The 18267-nt window shown below is 54.2% G+C and carries 13 protein-coding genes and 1 pseudogene; 12 read left to right on the top strand and 2 right to left on the bottom strand.

What is annotated here, in order from left to right; all coding sequences use genetic code 11:
- Positions 1-7: 7 nt before the first annotated feature.
- The 3 genes and pseudogenes from SK3146_RS00005 to SK3146_RS00015 form a co-directional block, all read left to right on the top strand.
- Positions 8-124, top strand: a pseudogene (locus tag SK3146_RS00005) (low molecular weight protein-tyrosine-phosphatase); the annotation flags it as partial.
- A 171-nt stretch (positions 125-295) separates the two neighbouring features.
- Positions 296-550: a YkgJ family cysteine cluster protein gene (locus SK3146_RS00010; protein ID WP_249863127.1), complete on the top strand. Its 255-nt coding sequence runs from the start codon at positions 296-298 to the stop codon at positions 548-550.
- Positions 551-709: 159 nt separating this feature from the next.
- Positions 710-1384 (top strand): HAD family hydrolase, encoded by a 675-nt coding sequence (locus SK3146_RS00015; RefSeq protein ID WP_249863128.1) that lies wholly within the window; start codon positions 710-712, stop codon positions 1382-1384.
- A gap of 86 nt (positions 1385-1470) precedes the next feature.
- Here the strand turns inward: SK3146_RS00015 and SK3146_RS00020 are convergent, their stop codons facing one another.
- On the bottom strand, positions 1471-2610 hold the full coding sequence (locus tag SK3146_RS00020) for an AI-2E family transporter (RefSeq protein ID WP_249863129.1): 1140 nt from the start codon (positions 2608-2610) through the stop codon (positions 1471-1473).
- 72 nt (positions 2611-2682) lie between these two features.
- Here SK3146_RS00020 and SK3146_RS00025 point away from each other — a divergent pair, with 72 nt between their 5' ends.
- From SK3146_RS00025 to SK3146_RS00055, 7 genes are all read left to right on the top strand, one after another.
- Positions 2683-2853 (top strand): hypothetical protein, encoded by a 171-nt coding sequence (locus SK3146_RS00025; RefSeq protein WP_249863130.1) that lies wholly within the window; start codon positions 2683-2685, stop codon positions 2851-2853.
- On the top strand, positions 2837-5221 hold the full coding sequence (locus SK3146_RS00030; protein WP_249863131.1) for a helix-turn-helix domain-containing protein: 2385 nt from the start codon (positions 2837-2839) through the stop codon (positions 5219-5221). Before SK3146_RS00025 ends, SK3146_RS00030 begins: the two co-directional genes overlap by 17 nt.
- Positions 5222-5494: 273 nt before the next feature.
- Positions 5495-7111: a type 2 periplasmic-binding domain-containing protein gene (locus SK3146_RS00035; protein WP_249863132.1), complete on the top strand. Its 1617-nt coding sequence runs from the start codon at positions 5495-5497 to the stop codon at positions 7109-7111.
- Positions 7112-7197: 86 nt separating this feature from the next.
- Positions 7198-8130, top strand: a complete 933-nt coding sequence (locus SK3146_RS00040; RefSeq protein WP_249863133.1) for an ABC transporter permease — start codon at positions 7198-7200, stop codon at positions 8128-8130.
- Between the two features lie 12 nt (positions 8131-8142).
- Complete coding sequence (locus SK3146_RS00045) at positions 8143-9018, top strand: carbohydrate ABC transporter permease (RefSeq protein WP_249863134.1); 876 nt, start codon at positions 8143-8145, stop codon at positions 9016-9018.
- Positions 9019-9030: 12 nt separating this feature from the next.
- Positions 9031-12138, top strand: a complete 3108-nt coding sequence (locus SK3146_RS00050; protein WP_249863135.1) for a glycosyl hydrolase family 95 catalytic domain-containing protein — start codon at positions 9031-9033, stop codon at positions 12136-12138.
- Between the two features lie 163 nt (positions 12139-12301).
- The gene (locus tag SK3146_RS00055) at positions 12302-15868 is read left to right on the top strand and encodes an OmpL47-type beta-barrel domain-containing protein (RefSeq protein WP_249863136.1); all 3567 of its coding nucleotides are present in this window, start codon (positions 12302-12304) and stop codon (positions 15866-15868) included.
- Between the two features lie 72 nt (positions 15869-15940).
- Here the strand turns inward: SK3146_RS00055 and SK3146_RS35225 are convergent, their stop codons facing one another.
- Positions 15941-16126 (bottom strand): putative quinol monooxygenase, encoded by a 186-nt coding sequence (locus SK3146_RS35225; RefSeq protein ID WP_434006925.1) that lies wholly within the window; start codon positions 16124-16126, stop codon positions 15941-15943.
- Between the two features lie 177 nt (positions 16127-16303).
- Here SK3146_RS35225 and SK3146_RS00065 point away from each other — a divergent pair, with 177 nt between their 5' ends.
- Together SK3146_RS00065 and SK3146_RS00070 are read left to right on the top strand one after the other, a co-directional pair.
- On the top strand, positions 16304-17206 hold the full coding sequence (locus SK3146_RS00065) for a LysR family transcriptional regulator (protein ID WP_249863138.1): 903 nt from the start codon (positions 16304-16306) through the stop codon (positions 17204-17206).
- A 295-nt stretch (positions 17207-17501) separates the two neighbouring features.
- On the top strand, positions 17502-18251 hold the full coding sequence (locus SK3146_RS00070) for an SDR family NAD(P)-dependent oxidoreductase (protein WP_249863139.1): 750 nt from the start codon (positions 17502-17504) through the stop codon (positions 18249-18251).
- Positions 18252-18267: the final 16 nt, after the last annotated feature.

An 18267-nucleotide genomic window follows, 5' to 3' on the forward strand; every position in this document is an offset into this window, starting at 1 on the left:
GCCTAGCGGGCGAAGCGATGTGCCCGATCCGTATTATACCGGGAATTTTGAAGAAGTATTCGAGCTGGTCAGCGCCGGCTGCGATAACCTGCTCGCCTTTATCCGCGAGCAGGAGAGCATTTAATAACCGTTTTTTCAAGCTTAATCGTTCTTCCCTGCGGGAAGAGCGGTTAAGCTTTTTCTTGCTGGGCAGGCTGCCCGCTTGACTTACCGGACGAACAATGGCTTAATGATACCAACGCCAGCGCAGTAACGCTGCGAAAGCCGATATTGAGAACAAGGGAGCGAACCGACCATGGAATGCCGTTTGGGGTGTGCCGCATGCTGTATTGCCGTATCGATTTCATCGCCGATTCCCGGCATGCCGAAAGGCAAGCCTGCCGGGGTACGCTGCATCCAGCTGACGGACGATAATCGATGCACGCTGTTCGGTAAGCCGGAGCGTCCGGCGGTTTGCGGCAGCCTGCAGCCGTCGCCGGACATGTGCGGGCAGACGAATGAAGAAGCTTACCGCTATCTGGCCGAGCTGGAAGAGCGGACGCGCCCGTAAACCGGCTGGTGGTTTCATCGGCCATACAACAGACTGAAAGCCGTTTGTTTCGCGACACCGTTCTTTACAGATGATGGAAAGGGGGATATAATAATCCGTATACTGCGATATTTTAACTAATTAAAGCAGTAATTTGATAATGTGATAAAGGGTGATAGGATGATTCGGGCCGTATTATTTGACTTCGACGGACTAATTCGCGATACGGAAACGAAGGAGTACGAATCGTTTCGGATGTTGTATCGGGCCTATGGAGCCGAGCTGCCGTTGGAACGATACCTCGTGCGGATCGGAGGAGAAGCGAATTCGTTTAATCCTTACGACCATTTATTGCAAGGAATGGGCAGCCGGACCGGGCTTGATCTGGAGACGGCCAGGCGAGAGCGCAGGAGCTACTACGATCAGCTGATGGAGCATGAATTTGCCCGCCCCGGCGTTGAGGAATATTTGAGCGCGGCCAAGCGGCTCGGGCTGCTCACGGGGCTTGTATCCAGCGCTCCGCTGGATTGGGTCATGCCCAATCTGGAGCAGCTGAAGCTCACGGAGCAGTTCGACTGTATCCTCACCCACGAAGACGCCGTCCGCGTGAAGCCGGACCCCGAGCTGTATATCAAGGCGCTGGCGTGGCTGAATATCGGCTCGGCGGAAGCCGTTGCCTTTGAGGATTCGCCGAATGGAGCGGCAGCGGCGAAATCGGCCGGACTTTATACCGTCATTGTGCCCAACGATTTGACGCGGCCATTGCACTTCGCGGCGTACGATATGCGGCTGAATTCTATGCTCGATCTGAGCCTTGATCAATTGATCGGCCGTTTGCATCATGCAGTCGGGTAGAGCGTTACCGCTATGGCCGCCGAACGATTCGGCCTTCGCAGCAGCCGCGCTTCGCAAGCGGTTAGCCGCAGGCGTTTGCTGCGGAGTTACTTCGGAGCTTCATATAGACCGGAGCGCGATTTGAACCAGAGAAACAAATGGGTGACGATAACCTTAAGCACGGCATAGCCGGGTACGGCAAGAATAATTCCGGCGATCCCGAACAAGTTCCCGGCCGTCAATATGACGAAGATAATCGTCACAGGATGAATATGTAGTGTTTTGCCCATAATTTGCGGCGAGATGAATTTGCCTTCGATCAGTTGAACGATCGTCCAGATGGCGATCATTTTGAGCAGCATAACCGGCGAAGTGACGCTGGCTACAATGAGCGCAGGCGTAATGGCGATTGCGGGCCCGAGGTACGGCACGATGCTGGTGCAGGCGGCCATTACCGCAAGCACAAGAGAGTAGTCGAGTCCGATCACTTGGTAACCGATGAACAGCAGGAAGCCGATGCAGAAGCTGACGATAATTTGTCCGCGTATGTAGGAGCTGATCTGATGGCTCATTTCTTTCATAACCCGGAACGTTTGATCGCGAATGACGATCGGCACGAATTGCAAGATGTACGGGGGAAGCCGTTTGCCGTCAATGAGCAGGTAGAACAAGATGAACGGCACGGTGACAATAGCCAGAATCGTTTCGGTCAGCGCCCCGAGAAATCCGCTCAAGCTCGACCACGTATGATTCAGCATAGAGCTGGCCCGCTGCGAGATCGAATTAATAAGATCGTCGGAGTTATAATTGATCGCTTGCGCAAGCTGATTGATCAGCTTCATACCCATAAGCTGCTCGAATTGAAGCTTGATAACCTCGCTGTAAGCCGGCAAATTTTCCACGAGGCTTAAGATTTGCTGGCGGATCAGAGGAATGACCGTGACGATAATTAAAGCGAGAATGCCCAGAATCAGCAAATACAGCACGATAATCGAATAGACGCGGCGAACTTTTTTGCTCTCCAGGTAAGCGACGACCGGATTCAGCAAATAGTACATAATTCCGCTCAAAATAATCGGCAGCAGGACGGTTTTAACCAAAACAAGAAAAGGTCTGAATATAAAGTTAACTTTTGTCAGCACCAAAATATTTAGGCCGATCAACAGCAGGATCAGCAGAAAAAATACGAATTGGTTGCGAAACATCAACGACTTGAACCGCTCCGCCCAAACCCCTGAATTTCTCATGACAGTTCCTCTCCCTGTTCTCCGCTTATTTTTCCAGTATTGACAAGAACGGCGGCAAATAACAATGTATGCATGAAAAAGCGAATCCATATCCTGGCATTTACAGAATTTTTTTATGATGATAAGATTTTGATAGCACTTTTATTGGAAAATGGGAACCGCCGGGGCGAAGGCCGCAGCTTGCGCAAACGGCGAAACGGAACTTCAGGATTGGACGTGAAAGGCTTTGAAATTACGGCTTAATGTACGCATGTTTGGCAATCGCAGAAACGCGCTTAAGACACTGATCGTCTCCAACCTGTTTATTCTGCTTATTCCGATGGCTATGGGGCTGTTTTTATATGCGAAGGTGGAGGAGAGTCTGGAAAAGAGCACGAACCGCTCCAATGCGGCCATGCTGGAGCAGCTGAGGCTTTTGCTCGACAACAAACTGTCGGAAGTGGATAATCTAACGCGCCAAGTCGTGTTCGATCCCAAGCTGGATTATATGCTGAAAATTTCCGATCATGCAAGCAGCGCCGACGATTACCAGTTTGTCGAGTTCATGCGGGATAAAATGACGCGTTACCGGAGCATGACCAGCAGCTTTATTTTCGATTATTTCGTCTATTTCGCGCGAAGCGATAAAATTGTCAAGGCCGATTTGCTCACCGATTCGCACACGTTTTATTCGACTTATTACACGTTTCAAGGGCAGCCGTACGAGCAGTGGAAGCAGGGGCTTCTGACAGGCTTACATAAAGTGTCCTACTTGCCGGTCGCTTCTCTGGCCCGGGGATTGAATCCGATGGCAAGCATCGAAACGTTTCCGAAGGAAGCCATCGTATATGTGAAGACGCTTCCAGTCAGCTCGCCGGCCGATCACCTCGGCAATTTCGTCGTTTTGATCGATGTCGATCAAATCAAGGGGATGTTCGCCCAGCTGGAATCGGCCAGTCACAGCGCCATCTATATTATCGACAACGACGGCCAAACGATCATGAGCACGAGCGCAACGCCGTTTCCGGGAGAGCTGCTGAAGCGGATGGAGCATACCGACGCGCCGTTCGGCTACAAGCTCGGAGGCGTCGATCAGATGGTATCGTTCGTGTCCTCGCAAAAAGCGGGCTTCAAATATGTATCGATCACGCCGAACGATGTGTTCATGCAGCAGGTCAATCAAATTCAAACATGGTCTCTCGGCTTGTTCATCTTGTGCTTGATCGCCGGTCTGCTAGCTGTAATCGCCGGGGTATACCGCAGCTATAAGCCGCTGCAAAAAACGGTGAACGCGATAATGCGCGGCAAACGTATGAGCGGACGGCCTTCCTTCGACGAGTACGAATTTATCAGGCAGACGTTCGAAGGCTCGATTCATGAAGAAAACCATTTGCGCAGCACGCTGACCAAGCAAACGCCGTTCATTCGGGCGAACTATTTATCCCGTCTTCTGCACGGGCACATGGATGTGGACGTATCTGAGGAGAACGAAGATTCGTTGCGATTTATGGATCTGGCGTTAATCAGCGACCGGTTCGCCGTAGTGCTGATTCAAATCGAGGATATTCAGCACTTGTCCGAAGACAGCGAGCAGCAGTGGGCGCTGGCGAGATTTATCGTATCCAATATAAGCGTCGACTTGATCATGCCGCCCCACAAAGGGTTTCCCGTCGAGTTGGACCGGGAACGGCTGGCGCTTCTCATTAATTTGCAGCCGGAACCGGAGGAGAAGGCGGAGACCGACATTCGGGATATCGTCCAGTCGCTATATGACCTCGTTTCGCAAAGGTTCAAAATCGGCATCACCGTCGCCGCCGGAGGTATTCACCAAGGACCCAAAGCGATCCGTGATTCCTATCCGGAGGCGCTTGCGGCTCTGGAATACCGATTGATCTTAGGGAAGAACGCGATCATTCATTTTCAGGATATCGCCGGCACCAAGCAGCATTATTATTATCCGCTTGAAATGGAAGTCCAGCTGACCAACTTCGTGCGCAGCGGCGATGCCGATAATGTCGGAAAACTGCTCGATAAAATATACTCGATGAACTTCGATTCCGGCGGCTTTACGCCGGAGCTCGGCAAATGTTTATTTTTCAATGTGATAAGCACGTTTCTGAAAATCGTCAACTCGACGAATACGAATCAGCAGGAAGTGCTCGGGGAGGATTTCGACCCGATCAAAGCGGTGTTCAGTCACTCGACGGCGGAAGGGATGCAGCTGAAAACGAAGGAGCTGTATGAAACGCTCACCCGCACGTTCAATGTCGAACGATCCGATCATCGCACGCAATTGCTCCAGGACATGGTCGCTTTCATCGATCGCGCTCTTGACGATCCGAATCTCGGCCTTGCGATGATCGCGGATCGTTTCCATATGACGCCGCAATATATTTCGACGTTTTTTAAGAAAAATCAAGGGCAAACGCTGCTCGACTATATCACGAACAACAGAATCAAGGCCTCGAAGAGGCTAATGGACAATCGTGACCTGACGATCGCGCAAATCGCGCAGCTGATCGGTTATAACAACGACGTTGTCTTCATCCGCGCGTTCAAGAAGCTGGAAGGAGTTACGCCCGGGAAATACCGGGAAACGATCGCCCCGGACACGGCCGTGCCGGACGAATAGAGGCAGTCTCCATGAGGCTGCCTTTTTTCTTGCCTCTTATGCGGAGGCTTGCATCGGAGAAGCGCTCTGAAGCGGGGGGGGTTCCCGGGCGCCGTCTACCGACGATTTTTAATGTCGGACCGATTTTTTTTATGCAAAACCGGATTTCTTACGAAAGTACAACGCAGATGAAAAGGAGAGAGTAGGCAGTACCGGCTTTCGGAGCTTACACTTGGAATCGAAAGCTGCAACGACAAGTTTCGGTTTCAGCCATTTTACGAGGGAGGCAAAGCAATGAACCAAAAAATGAAACAGGCAAGCTTGATCCTGTCGGTTTCCGCGCTCGCCGTTGCGGTTGCCGCATGTAGCGGACAAAGCGGAGAAACGCCGCAAACATCGGCACAGGACGGCAAGGAATCGCAGCCGCCGAAGCTGACTCATCTGACCTATTGGGTGGCGAATCACCCGGCGGCCGCAGCGCAGATGAAGACCTATGCGGATATGGAAATGTATAAGGAGCTGGAGAAAATAACCGGAGTGAAGGTCGAATTCCAGCATCCTCCGCTCGATACCGCGCAGGCGAAGGAGCAGTTTAACCTGATGATCGCCTCAAGCGAGCTGCCGGATGTGATCGAATACGCATGGACCGATTACCCGGGCGGTCCGGAGAAAGCGATTCAGGATAACAAAATCGTGAAGCTCAACGAGCTCATCGATACGTATGCGCCGAACCTGAAGAAGCTGCTTGCCGATCATCCCGATTGGAAGAAGCAGATTACGACGGATAACGGAAGCCTCTACGCGTTCCCGTTTTTGCGAGGCGACGATAAGGTTCGAGTGTTTTTCGGCCCTGCGATTCGTCAGGACTGGCTCGACAAGCTCGGCTTGAAGATGCCGACGACGATCGACGAATGGTACAGCGTGTTGAAAGCGTTTAAAGAGAAAGACCCGAACGGCAACGGCAAAGCGGATGAAATTCCGATCAACCTCGATAAAGATTTGCTCAACACCGATGCGCCTTTCCTCGGAGCATGGGGCATTAATAACAGCTTTTACCAGGATAACGGCAAGGTGAAGTTCGGCCCGATTCAGCCGGAATTCAAGGATTTTCTCGCTACGATGAACAAATGGTACAAGGAAGGGCTGCTCGATAAAGATTTCGCGGCGCCGAACGCCAAGCTGCTCGATAACAAAATGACGACGAATGTGCTCGGCGCGACGGCCGCGTTCAACGGCGGGGGCATCGGCAAATATGCCGGCCTGATGAAGGATAAAGATCCGAGCTTTAATCTGGTTGCCGCTCCTTATCCTGTTCTCAAGCCCGGAGACAAAGCGATTTGGGGTCAAAAGGACTTCGCCTTCAACGGTGTCGGCGCGGCTATTACGACAAGCGACAAAAACCCGGTCGAAACGGTTAAATGGCTGGATTACGCTTACGGAGACAAGGGCGAGCAGCTGTTCAACTACGGTATCGAGGGCGAAAGCTATACGATGCAGGACGGCAAAGCCGTATTAAAGCCTGAAGTATTGAACCCGCCGAACGGCATCAGCTCTCAGCAAGCGATCGCCAAATATACCCGTGCGACTTGGAGCGCGCCGTTCGTGCTCAGCGACAATTTCCAAGTGCAATATCTTGCGCTTCCGCAGCAGAAGGACGCGCTGTCCGTTTGGGCCAAACCGACCGCCGAACGCAAGATGCCGCTCGTGACCCCGACGCAGGACGAGAGCAGCAAATTCGCCTCTATCATGACGGATATCAATACGTACAAGGATGAAATGCTGCTCAAATTCATTATGGGCGTGGAGCCGATCGACAACTTTGACCAGTACGTCAAAAAAATCCAAAGCATGGGCATTAACGACGCCATTCAAATTCAGCAAACGGCGCTCGAGCGCTTCAACAAACGCTAAACAGGAGGGCGAGGCCGGGAGAGAGCGCACATATGTCTGCTTTCCCCGGCAAGGCCCATTCCGGACGGAAAGGATTGGGAGCAACGATGGCGAGAGGCAACGGCAACCCGGCAGTACTGCAAACGATACGCGCCGATTGGAAGCGGCATTGGAACATTTATTTGATGGCGCTTCCTGTCATCGCTTATTATGTCATATTTCATTATGGGCCGATGTACGGCCTGCAAATCGCTTTTAAAGACTTCCAGCCGGCAAAAGGGATTTGGGGAAGCCCGTGGGCCGGATTCAAGCATTTTGAAAGCTTCTTCAACGGAATTTATTTCGGACGGCTCCTCAAGAATACGGTATTGATCAACTTGTATGAGCTGCTGTTCGGCTTTCCGGCGGCCATCGTGCTCGCGCTGCTGCTTAATGAAATCCGCAGCAGCATGTTTAAACGGCTCGTACAGACCGTCTCCTATTTGCCTCACTTCATCTCGATCGTCGTAGTGGCCGGAATGATGATCGATTTCTTGGGCCGCACGGGCCTTATTAACCAACTGCTCGCCTCCTTCGGCATAGAGCCGATCGACTTCCTGAAAGAAGCGGGCTGGTTCCGGTTTTTGTTCGTATCATCGGGTATTTGGCAGGGCATCGGCTGGGGCTCGATCATTTATCTCGCGGCTATCTCCGCTATCGATCCGACGCTGTATGAAGCCGCCCGGATCGACGGGGCGGGCCGTTGGAAGCAGACGCTGCATGTCACGATTCCCGGCATTATGCCGACGATTGCCATCTTGTTCATTTTGCAGATGGGCAGCATGCTGTCGGTCGGCAGCGAGAAGGTGCTGCTGCTTTATAATCCGCTCACGTATTCGACGGCGGACGTCATCTCGACGTATGTATACCGCAAAGGGGTGCTGGAGGCGAGCTACAGCTTTACGGCGGCCGTCGGCCTGTTCAACTCGGTCGTCAGCTTTATTCTGATCGTGGCGGCCAATAGTGTTACCAGGCGGCTCAGCGAGAACAAACTTTGGTGAGGAGCTACGTTTATGAAACCAACCGCGGGGGAAAGAGCGTTCGGCTATTTGAACGCGCTCCTAATGATCGGTTTATGTATAGTCACACTCTATCCGTTCTTATACGTTTTGTTTGCATCGCTTAGCGAAGCGACGTCCTTTCTGCAAAATCGCGGGCTGCTGCTCGGCCCGGCCGGTTTTGATCTCAGCGCTTACCAGGCGGTGTTTCGCAATCCGATGATCATAAAAGGCTACGAAAATACGCTTCTATACGTCGTGCTGGGGACGGCAATCAATCTTGTCATGACGGCGATCGGAGCTTATGTGGTGTCCAGGCCGAACTTATATTTCAAAGATGCCATTATGTTCTTCATTGTAATAACGATGGTATTTAGCGGGGGGTTAATTCCGAGTTATCTGCTGGTCAATCAACTCGGCATGATGAACACGATGTGGGCGCTTCTTATTCCCGGCGCGATCAATACGTTCAATATGATCATTATGCGAACCTCGTTCCAAAGCGTTCCTGTCAGCCTGGAGGAATCGGCGAGAATGGACGGCGCCAGCGATTGGACGATTTTATTCCGCATCGTCATTCCGCTGTCGATGCCCGTCATCGCCGTTATGATTTTGTGGTATGCGGTAGGCCACTGGAACTCTTATTTCAGTGCGCTCGTTTATTTGCGCAATAGCGAGAAGTACCCGCTCCAGCTCGTGCTCCGCGATATATTGATTGCCAACAGCACCGATTCGATGATGGTCGGCTCGGCCAGCGACGACAAGTATGCCATCGGGGAGACGATCAAATACGCGACGATCATCGTGTCGACGCTGCCGATCATTTGCCTGTATCCGTTCCTGCAAAAATATTTTGTCAAAGGCGTCATGATCGGGGCGATTAAAGGGTAGGAGGAGCTTAGTGTGACAATCGTTACGTACGACAACGCGCCGAGCGGCTGGAATGAAGCTTTGCCGCTCGGCAACGGACATTTTGGCGGGATGATTTATTTCGAAGACCATAAGCTGACGTTCGCGCTCAATCATTACGAGGTGTATTACCGCAAGCTTCATCGGTACAGCAAAAAATATGCGCACGGGGAAGAACCCGATTACGGCAGCCAATATGGCCGTACCTTCGAACAGCTTAAGCGGAGGGCGGAGGAGCTGTACCGCGATCCGGGAGAGGAGCCGATCTTTCTGTACGGGGACGCCTTGTCGGACAGCAGCATGCACCGCCAATACGGCAAGCCGCCCGGAGGCGTCTCCCATTATCCGACCGGCGAAATCCGTCTGCATCCGTCGGCGGAGCTGGAGGAGCCGGATTCGTACGCTTTGCAGCTTGATACGGAGCGAGCGGACGTGCGCTTCATTATGGAGAAGCAGGGCAAGAAGCTGGAGGTTAGCACGATCGTTGCGCAGGATAACGATATCGTCGTGACCGAAATCAGACAAACTGCCTGTACGCTAGCAGACACGGTCGTTCTGACGATTCCGGCGCGGCGGTATGCGGACATGAGCGTGACCTATCATTCGTATGACGAGTCGGCCTTTTACTACACAGGCTCCTTCTATCCCGACGGGGAGGACCGGGACCGCTACGGACCGTTCTCGTTCATCGTGATGATGAAGCTGATCGGAGCGAAGGGAAGCCCGGAATGCGCAGCGGACGGCATCCGTATACAATTCCGTGAAGCAGGGGAACGCATAACGCTGCTTACCGCGGTGGTGACGGAGGAGCAGGCGGACGATCTGCTGCATACCGCATTGCAGCGGTTGAATCGGGCCGCCGGGCGGGTTGCGGACATGAAGGCGCATCATCGGGAGTACTGGCGGAGCTTCCGGCGGCGTTCGTCTGTGGAACTGCCCGACAAGCTGCTGGAGGACTTATGGCATATCAATCTGTACGCGATCGCCTGCAGCAGCGGCAACGGAGGCGCGATGCGCGAGCAGGCATGCGGACTAAACGGGTTGTGGGACATCAAGCAGCCGACCAAATGGGGCAGCATGTGGTATTGGGACGTCAACATTCAAGCCGCTTTTTGGCCGCTGTATACGGCCAATCATTTGGAAATCGCGGAAGCGTTCCATGAAGGGCTGTTTACTTATGCGGACAATGCCGAGCGGATGGCGAAGCAGTTTTACGGACTGGACGGCTTGGCCGGGGATTACCCGCATGCGCTGTATTTCAGCATATGGCCGTGGTGCGCGCAGTTGGTATGGGATTATTACCGTTACAGCATGGACGAGAGCTTTTTGCGGGAGAAGGCATACCCGCTGTTCGCGCGGATTGCGCGGTTTTTCGAAGGCTATCTGCAATATGACGCCGGGAGGGACCGGTATGATGTGTTCCCGGATATTTCACCGGAGCAGGGACCGCTCACGCGCAACTCGACATGTACGCTGTCGTCGGTCAAGTATTTGCTGCATATGGCGGCTGAGGCGAACGAGCGGCTCGGTGAGGCGGCGGAAGACCGGCGCCGATGGAAGGCGATCGCCGAGCGGCTCGCCCCTTATCCGACCGCCGTTTCCGCGCGTTACGGCGACGTGCTGCTCGACTCCGAGTGGGCGCCGGCCGACTTGCATCTGCGCCATCCGTCGCTGCTTATGCCGATTTATCCGATCGGGGAAATCAATCGTTACAGCGCGCCGGCGCTTCGGCAGCGGGCGGCCAATACGCTTCGCTATGCTGAGGAAAACACGGAGTTCGGCATGTTCCAATTCGGCTGGCTATCCTGCGCCGCCTCGCGTCTGGGCAAAGGAGATACCGCGCTTAGACTGCTGTACGAGCAAGGCATCGACCTGTCGCTGAGATGCAACGGATTGTTCGCGGAGGAGACGGAGCGCTGGATGAATTATTGCAACATCACGAATGAACCGCTGTACCATCCGCACATGATGGAGGCTTCCGGCGAAATCGTCGCCGCCGTAAACGAGATGCTGTTGCAAAGCGTCGGCGGCGTGATCGAGGCGTTTCCGGCAGTTCCGAAAGGCGTGATCGAGCGGGAACGCACAGCCGGCCTGTACGATCATCATGCCGGGGAGAAGTCGCGTGCTTACGGACCGTGGACAGATTGCGCCTTCAGGGGATTATTGGCCGTCGGAGGGTTCGAGGTTAGCGCCCGGATGACAGACGGACGAACGGCCTGGGTTGGAATACGCAGCCGAGCCGGCGGCGAAGTCGTGCTCCGAAGCCCGTTCGGCGAAGAAGAGGACGTCATCGTTATGCGTCTGAACGGGATGACGCGAGCGGCGGCGGAGCATGTCCGCAAAGACGGATGCCTGCGCTTCGATACGGTTCGGGACGGCGAGTATTTGGTTTATTCTCGGGCGAATGCAGTCCTGTTCGACGAGCCGTTGGCGCGAACGGATAACGGCGCCGCCGCAGCAGTAGGCAGCCGCCCGCGCGTCTGCGAGGCGCACACGGGCCGGAGAGTGTTTCTCGGCAAAGACCGGGACACGCATCACTATCGGGTGCTCGATCATTTCACGTTCGATTATTATGCCGGAAACGCCCGCGTGTCGAAGCTCGCCGCCTATCGGCTCGACTTTGGCCTCAAGCTTGTCAAAGATTATAACCGGGCGTTGCCGCGTCAAATTCACGTGGAAGGCGTGCCCGGTCAAACGTTTCGTAAAATAACTGCGGAAACCGTCTTTACGCCCCGCAGCGGCATCGGCTGGGAAAGCGCGGATAAGATCACGGCGACGGACCGCGGAGAACCGGATTTGCTTCGCCGGGATTTCATCGGCGGAACGGTCGAAGCGGCATTAATAATCGAGCTGCCGAAGGGCAGATATGATCTGCTGATCGTGTCCGGGGACAACGCCGAGCCGTCTTATACGATGGCGGAGATCCCGGGGCAGATGGTTTGGAAGCCGGACAAAGCGTTGAAAGCGGGCGAGTATGCGACGGATATGCTGCCTCTTACGCAGCGGAATGACGGTTTTGCGGTGATACGGTTCCGATCATGCGAGGGTTTGCCATGGAGGGTAAACGTGCTCGTCATCAACAGGAATTATCCTTATTTGTGATTTGAAGCGCCGAAAGGAGGTGATGCGGAAGGACTCAAGCAAACAGGGCATAGCCGGCCGTGTCTGGACAGAGACATTTGGAGCCGAATTATGCTCCGCCGGAGGAACGAAACGAAGGACGACGAAGGCGCCTTCGACAATGACTGTACGAGGAGGTAATCGTATGCGTATTCCGAAACAACTGAAATTGGCGGCACGATGGGCGCTTGCCGCATTCCTAGCGGTTCCGGCGGCGGGAGGGCTGCCCGCCGCTTATGCGGCGGCGGAGAAATTTCCGACTTACGTGCAGCAAGCGACAGTTCCCGGTCTCGCTTCAGGGAAAGCCGATATTGCGGGCTCGGCTTTCGTCGACAAGGACGGAGAGTTTCATTGGATGTACTCGGTAGCGAATTACGAGCAATCGGATAGCGGGGGTTCCTGGATCAAATCCAACACCCATACGGACTTGGGAGCATTGAATACCGATTGGGGCGCTGCCACAACCTATAATTCCTACTGGAACAGACCGGGAACGATCAATTACAAACTCGACGAAACATACGGCATTCCGACCCCTTATCAGGATGACCATAACGACGGGATCGGCGTCTGGATCGACCCGGATACGGGGTATTGGTATGCGCTGACCAACGATGAATACCAGTTCAACCCGTTTGCCGCGGGCAATCCGACGACGAACGAGAGAATTGCCTCGGGCCTCCATAACAACCGCGTCTTGGCCGCCTACTCGACCGATAAAGGCAGCACCTGGAAGCTGATCGGCCAGGTCGCCACTTCGCCGTGGAACGACGGCAACGAAGCGGCCACCGCGAGTAATTTTCCGGGCTCAACCTGGTCTTACGGCGTAGCGGGCACCCGCTTTTTCGTCGACAACGTCAACGGGTACTTCTATGTTCTCTACAATAACCATATCAACTGGAAACCGGGCTACAGCAATATTCTGACCTATTTCAGCCTCGCCCGTTCTCCGATAAGCGCCAAGATGGCCGAAGGCTCATGGGATGTATGGTATAACGGGACATGGACCCGCTCCGCGCTGAAAGGGTACGCAGGATGGATCGGAAGCCCGATGGGCGCCGGCAGCGACCATAATCTTACAGTCAACTATATACCGGAGACCGACAGTCTTACGCTTACGGGGACCGGAATGGACGGCTCGCCTCTTGACATCAGCTACGAAAAAATTCCGAGCGGCGGAGTCTTTACGTTCAAAGATGCCGCAGGCAGCGCGTATACGGCCAATACCGTCAGCGGCACGATAAAAAATGCGAACGGAGACAGCGTTCCTTCCGTTTCTTACTCCGACCCCGCTCTGGACGCTGCCGTGACCGTGTCCGTCGACGGCGGCAAAATAAGCATCAAGCAAGAAAACAACTCGACCGGCTACCTGGCTTCCGTAACGCCCGGCGGCAGCACCCCGATATTTAAAAATACGGCGACCCAAAGGCTGTTCGTTCCGGTCAACACGCAATACGAGAACGCTTTTTCCTTTAACGTATACAGCGGCAAATACCGCTCCGTCGGCTATGACGGATACGTATACGAGACCGACGATTTGGGCGCTCCGGATACGTTCAAAATCGTAGGCAAACTTCCCGCGACCGTAGGCAGCTACTTGTCACAAATCGACACGGGCAGCTTGACCAATCAGCAAGTCAGCGGTTACTCGTTCAGGACGATCTCCGATCTGTCCGGCAAACAAATCAATTATTCCATCGCCGATCCCGGCCCCGGACAGACGTACTACTCGGCTTACAATCCGCCGAAGGACCAGGATGGCGCCGCTATTACTCCGTCTGCCGCCTACACGCTTTCGATTGGCGGACATGCGCTCAAGGACGGTTTGTCCGACCGGTGGCAATTCATTCCCGTCCCCGATGAATTCGACCCTTCCAAGCCTAGCGGGTTTTACAGGTTGCAGAACGTCGATACGGGAATGGTTCTGAAGGTGTCCGGGACTTCGGCGGCTACGACGCGGGCGATGGGAGCGGCAGTTATTTCCGGCGCGCCGGACGCGGATGCCGATCCAGGCGCCAACGGGGGCAACGGAGCGGCAGCCGGCAGCGATCAGTGGTATCTTCTTCCAGTCGGCAACGCCGCTCCGGCCTATCTTACGCCTGCGTCTTCTTCTTCCGTGATTGCTGCGGCCACGAACACAAGCTTGAGCGGGATTGCCCAATACAGGCTGGTCAATCGCGCAAGCGCGTTGGGCGTCGAATTTGTCGCGGGTCAAGCCGCTCTGCAGGGCATGAAGTTCGGCGCCGGCAATCCTCAGGTCGTTACGATCGCTCCGGCGGCATCGAATTTGCCGTCCGCGCCGACCGGTTTGACGGCGGCGCCGGCGAGCATGTCGCAGATTAATGTTAGCTGGAACGCGTCGGCGGGAGCCGCGGGCTATGACTTATTGGTTGACGGAGCGGTAGTCGGCGGCGTAAGTAGCCCCTATGCGCATATGGGGCTTGCGGCCAACTCCGCCCACACGTATCAGGTAAGGGCCACAAACAGCGCCGGGGCGGGCATATGGAGTGTGCCGGTCAGCGCGGCGACCCGGTCGGGTATCGTATCGCAGGGCAAGACGGCTACGGCCAGCTCGGTGCAAGCGGGCAATGCTGTCAGCAACGCCAACGACGGCAATGCCGCTACCCGATGGGCCGCGGTTACGAACAGCTATCCTCAATGGTGGAAGGTCGACCTCGGCAGCAGCATGAATATAACGAAGCTCGAAAGCTACTGGTATAACAGCACGACTTACCCTAGGTCGTACCGGTATATTATCGAGGGCAGCAACGACGATGCGACCTATACGACCATTCTGGACAGGACGGGGAATACGACCCAGGGCTTGACGACAGATAGCTTTGACGAGACTTACCGGTATGTCAGAGTGACCGTAACCGGCTCCAGCTACAGCGGAGGAAGCGCTTCCTGCTATGAGTTTATCGTCTATGGAGACGAAGGACGGCAAGATCTTACGGCTCCGCAAACGACGGCGGTTATCGCGCCAAGCGGCTCCGAAGGGTTGAACGGCTGGTATGTGAAGCCCGTAACGGTCAGCCTTCAGGCCGAGGATGATTTATCGGGGGTGCAATCCACCGAATATACGATCAACAATGAAGCGGAATGGACCGCTTACCGCGATCCGCTTACATTCAGTCAGGACGGTACGTATCACGTATTTTACAAATCTTCCGATGCCGCGGGCAATGCGGAAGCGGTCAAGGAGTTGACGGTCAACCTCGACACTGCGCCGCCGAACATCGATATCGCTTCGACCGTTACAGACTCGGTGTACGTTAGCGACGCCTCGGCGGCAACGTTTCAGGTCAGCGTGCAGGACAATTTGTCCGGCGTACAAGAAAACGGCGCCCTGATTCAACTGGACGGCCGAAATGTTCAGAGTCTGGATAATATAGAGATGTTCGCGCTTCCGCTAGGAGAGCACCTGTTTACCGTCCACGCGGCCGATTCTGCCGGCAATGAAAGCATCAAAAGCGTAAGCTTCAAAACCGCCGCAAGCCGGGAGTCGATTCAAGCCCTCATAGGCAAGTTCGTCGATAAAGGCTGGATCAAAGCGAACGGAACTTCGGACAGCTTAAGCCATAAGCTGGATCGGGATGATTTGAGCGGCTTTATCCAATTTGTGAAAGCTCAGCAAGGAAAGCATATATCGAGCGAGGCCGCTTCCTATCTGATTCGCGACGCAGAAGCTTTACTCCATGAGATGAATTAACGTACGGGGAATATCCGCCTGCCGCCACGTGCGGCGGGCGGATCGAACCGGAGCCCGGCTTGCGGAAACTATTTAATGTCGGACCACATGAAAAATTTCGGGTTGGAAGGGCCCCGCCAGATCGGCTTGAACCGATTGGACAAAACCGGTAAAATGCGAGCTTCGGGCATGGCGTTCCAGCGCCGCCGAATCGGCCCATGTTTCTACAAAAAGAACGGCGTTCTCCTGATCGACGGCTTCAAACAGCCGATATCCGATATTGCCTTCCTCTTGACGGGAGCATGAATGACGACCATAGTTTAAGTCTCCTCTCTGAAATGCCGAATGAACGAACTGCGTATAACGTTCTTGCTATCAGTGTACAACTGATTTATAGTGAAGTGACAGTTAAACCTGCTGATCGTATATTAAGCTAGGCTAAAGGGTGAGGCTAGAATGCACTTGGAACAGCTGGAATGTATAGTGGAAGTGGCCAAGACGGGCTCCTTGACCGGGGCGGCGAACAATCTTCACGTGACGTTATCGGCAGTCAGCCAGTCGATCTCGAATCTGGAGGCCGAGCTGGGAGTTGCCCTGTTTACCAGATCCCGCCTGGGAGCGGCTCCTACGGCCGAAGGAGAAGTTATTATCGGCAAGGCGCTTGAGGTGCTCGGCAAGCTTCAAGAGCTGAAAGAAGAGGCTGTCAGCTATTCGAACGTGCAGCGCGGGGAGCTTCGTCTGGCTACGATTCCGGGGCCGCTGACGTTGTATATGAACGCGATAATCGGCTACAAAAAGGATTACCCGCACGTGCGGCTGGAGCTTTTCGAGAAAGGCACGCAAGAGATTATCGACGATATTCGCCATAACAAGCTGGATATGGGGCTTATTATTATGTTCGAGGAGCACGGGGAGAAGCACGCCGGGTTAACGATCGATCCGCTTCTGGAAGGCAGAATGGTTGCGTGCGTCAGCCGCAAATCCGCGCTTGCCCTAAATAAAAGCATCTCTCCCGAAGAATTGAGCAAGCATCCGCTGGTGCTGTATAACGACGATTATTTAAAGTGGTACATGGAACGCATCGAGCAGCGTTACGGACCGGTGCAAATCCTGTTTTCGACCAATAATAAAGACGCCATCCGTATTGCGGTACAGGGCGGCGCGGCGATTACCGTCGGGATCGATTTCTCATTTTATAATCAGCCGGAGCATCTGCGGGACGATTTCGTCATCATCGAGCTGGAACCGACGCTTCAAGTGCCGATTCATTTAAGCTGGGTCGGAGCCAAGGACAAGCGGTTGTCCAACACGGCCAAAATTTTCGTCAACAAATTAAAGCACGAACTGCAGAAGCTGTAATCGCGCTGATTCATAGAATCCCCGGCCGCCGCTGCCGTTATTCGTTTACGAACAGATCCGCCGAGGGTCTGTTTTTTTTGTTGTTTAGGAAATGATGCGCAGCAATATCCTGTGGGTATCCGGGGGCTCCCCCGAAAGTAATTGGAATAAGCTTCAGAGCATCACGTCACGTTTGGGGGATTTGTTCACTTAAATATAACTTAATGAATATTAACTAAGCATAAATTTACTTAAATTGTGATCAGGGATACAATGTAGCCATAATCACATAACGATTTGAAGGAGGCGTCGCAGCATGGCAACGCAGCGTGTAGCGGTAATTACAGGGGGAGCCAGCGGGATCGGGCGGCAAGCTTGTCTGACCTTCGCGCGAAAAGGAGACCGAGTCGTCGTAGCCGATTATAATGAAGCCGGCGGAGCGGAGACGGCGGAAATGATCAAGCAGGCAGGCGGAGAAGCTCTATTCGTTCAAGTGGACGTATCGAAGCAGGAGAGCGTGGAGGCCCTCGTTCAGCAAGCCGTCGCCGCATACGGCCGTATCGACGTCATGTTCAACAATGCCGGGATCGGCGGAGCGGGCCCTGTCTTGGAGCAAAATATGGATTTGTACCACCGCACGATCAATGTCAATCAGCATGGAGTAGCCTACGGCATTATAGCGGCGGGCAAAGCGATGAAGGAGCTGGGTATCCGCGGGGTCATTATTAACACGGCGTCGGTATTCGGGTTTCTGGCGTCGCCGGGAACCTTCGCTTATCATGCGACCAAAGGCGCTGTCATCATGATGAGCAAGTCGGCCGCGCTGGAATTGGCTCCATACGGCATCCGCGTCGTAGCGGTAGCTCCGGGCGCCGTAGATACGCCGATCATTCAAGGATTCAAGGATAAGGGCATGCTTGAAAGCATGAAGCAAAAAGTGATGGGCGGCGAGCTGACCCGGCCGGAAACCGTAGCTAATACCGTCTACCTGATCTCAATGGACGAAGCGGAAGCGATTAACGGAAGCGTCGTTATGGCTGACCAAGGCTACGCTTCGTTCAAATAATCGCAAGGTAAATCCC

This window comes from Paenibacillus konkukensis, from assembly GCF_023523925.1.
GTDB lineage: Bacteria > Bacillota > Bacilli > Paenibacillales > NBRC-103111 > Paenibacillus_S > Paenibacillus_S doosanensis.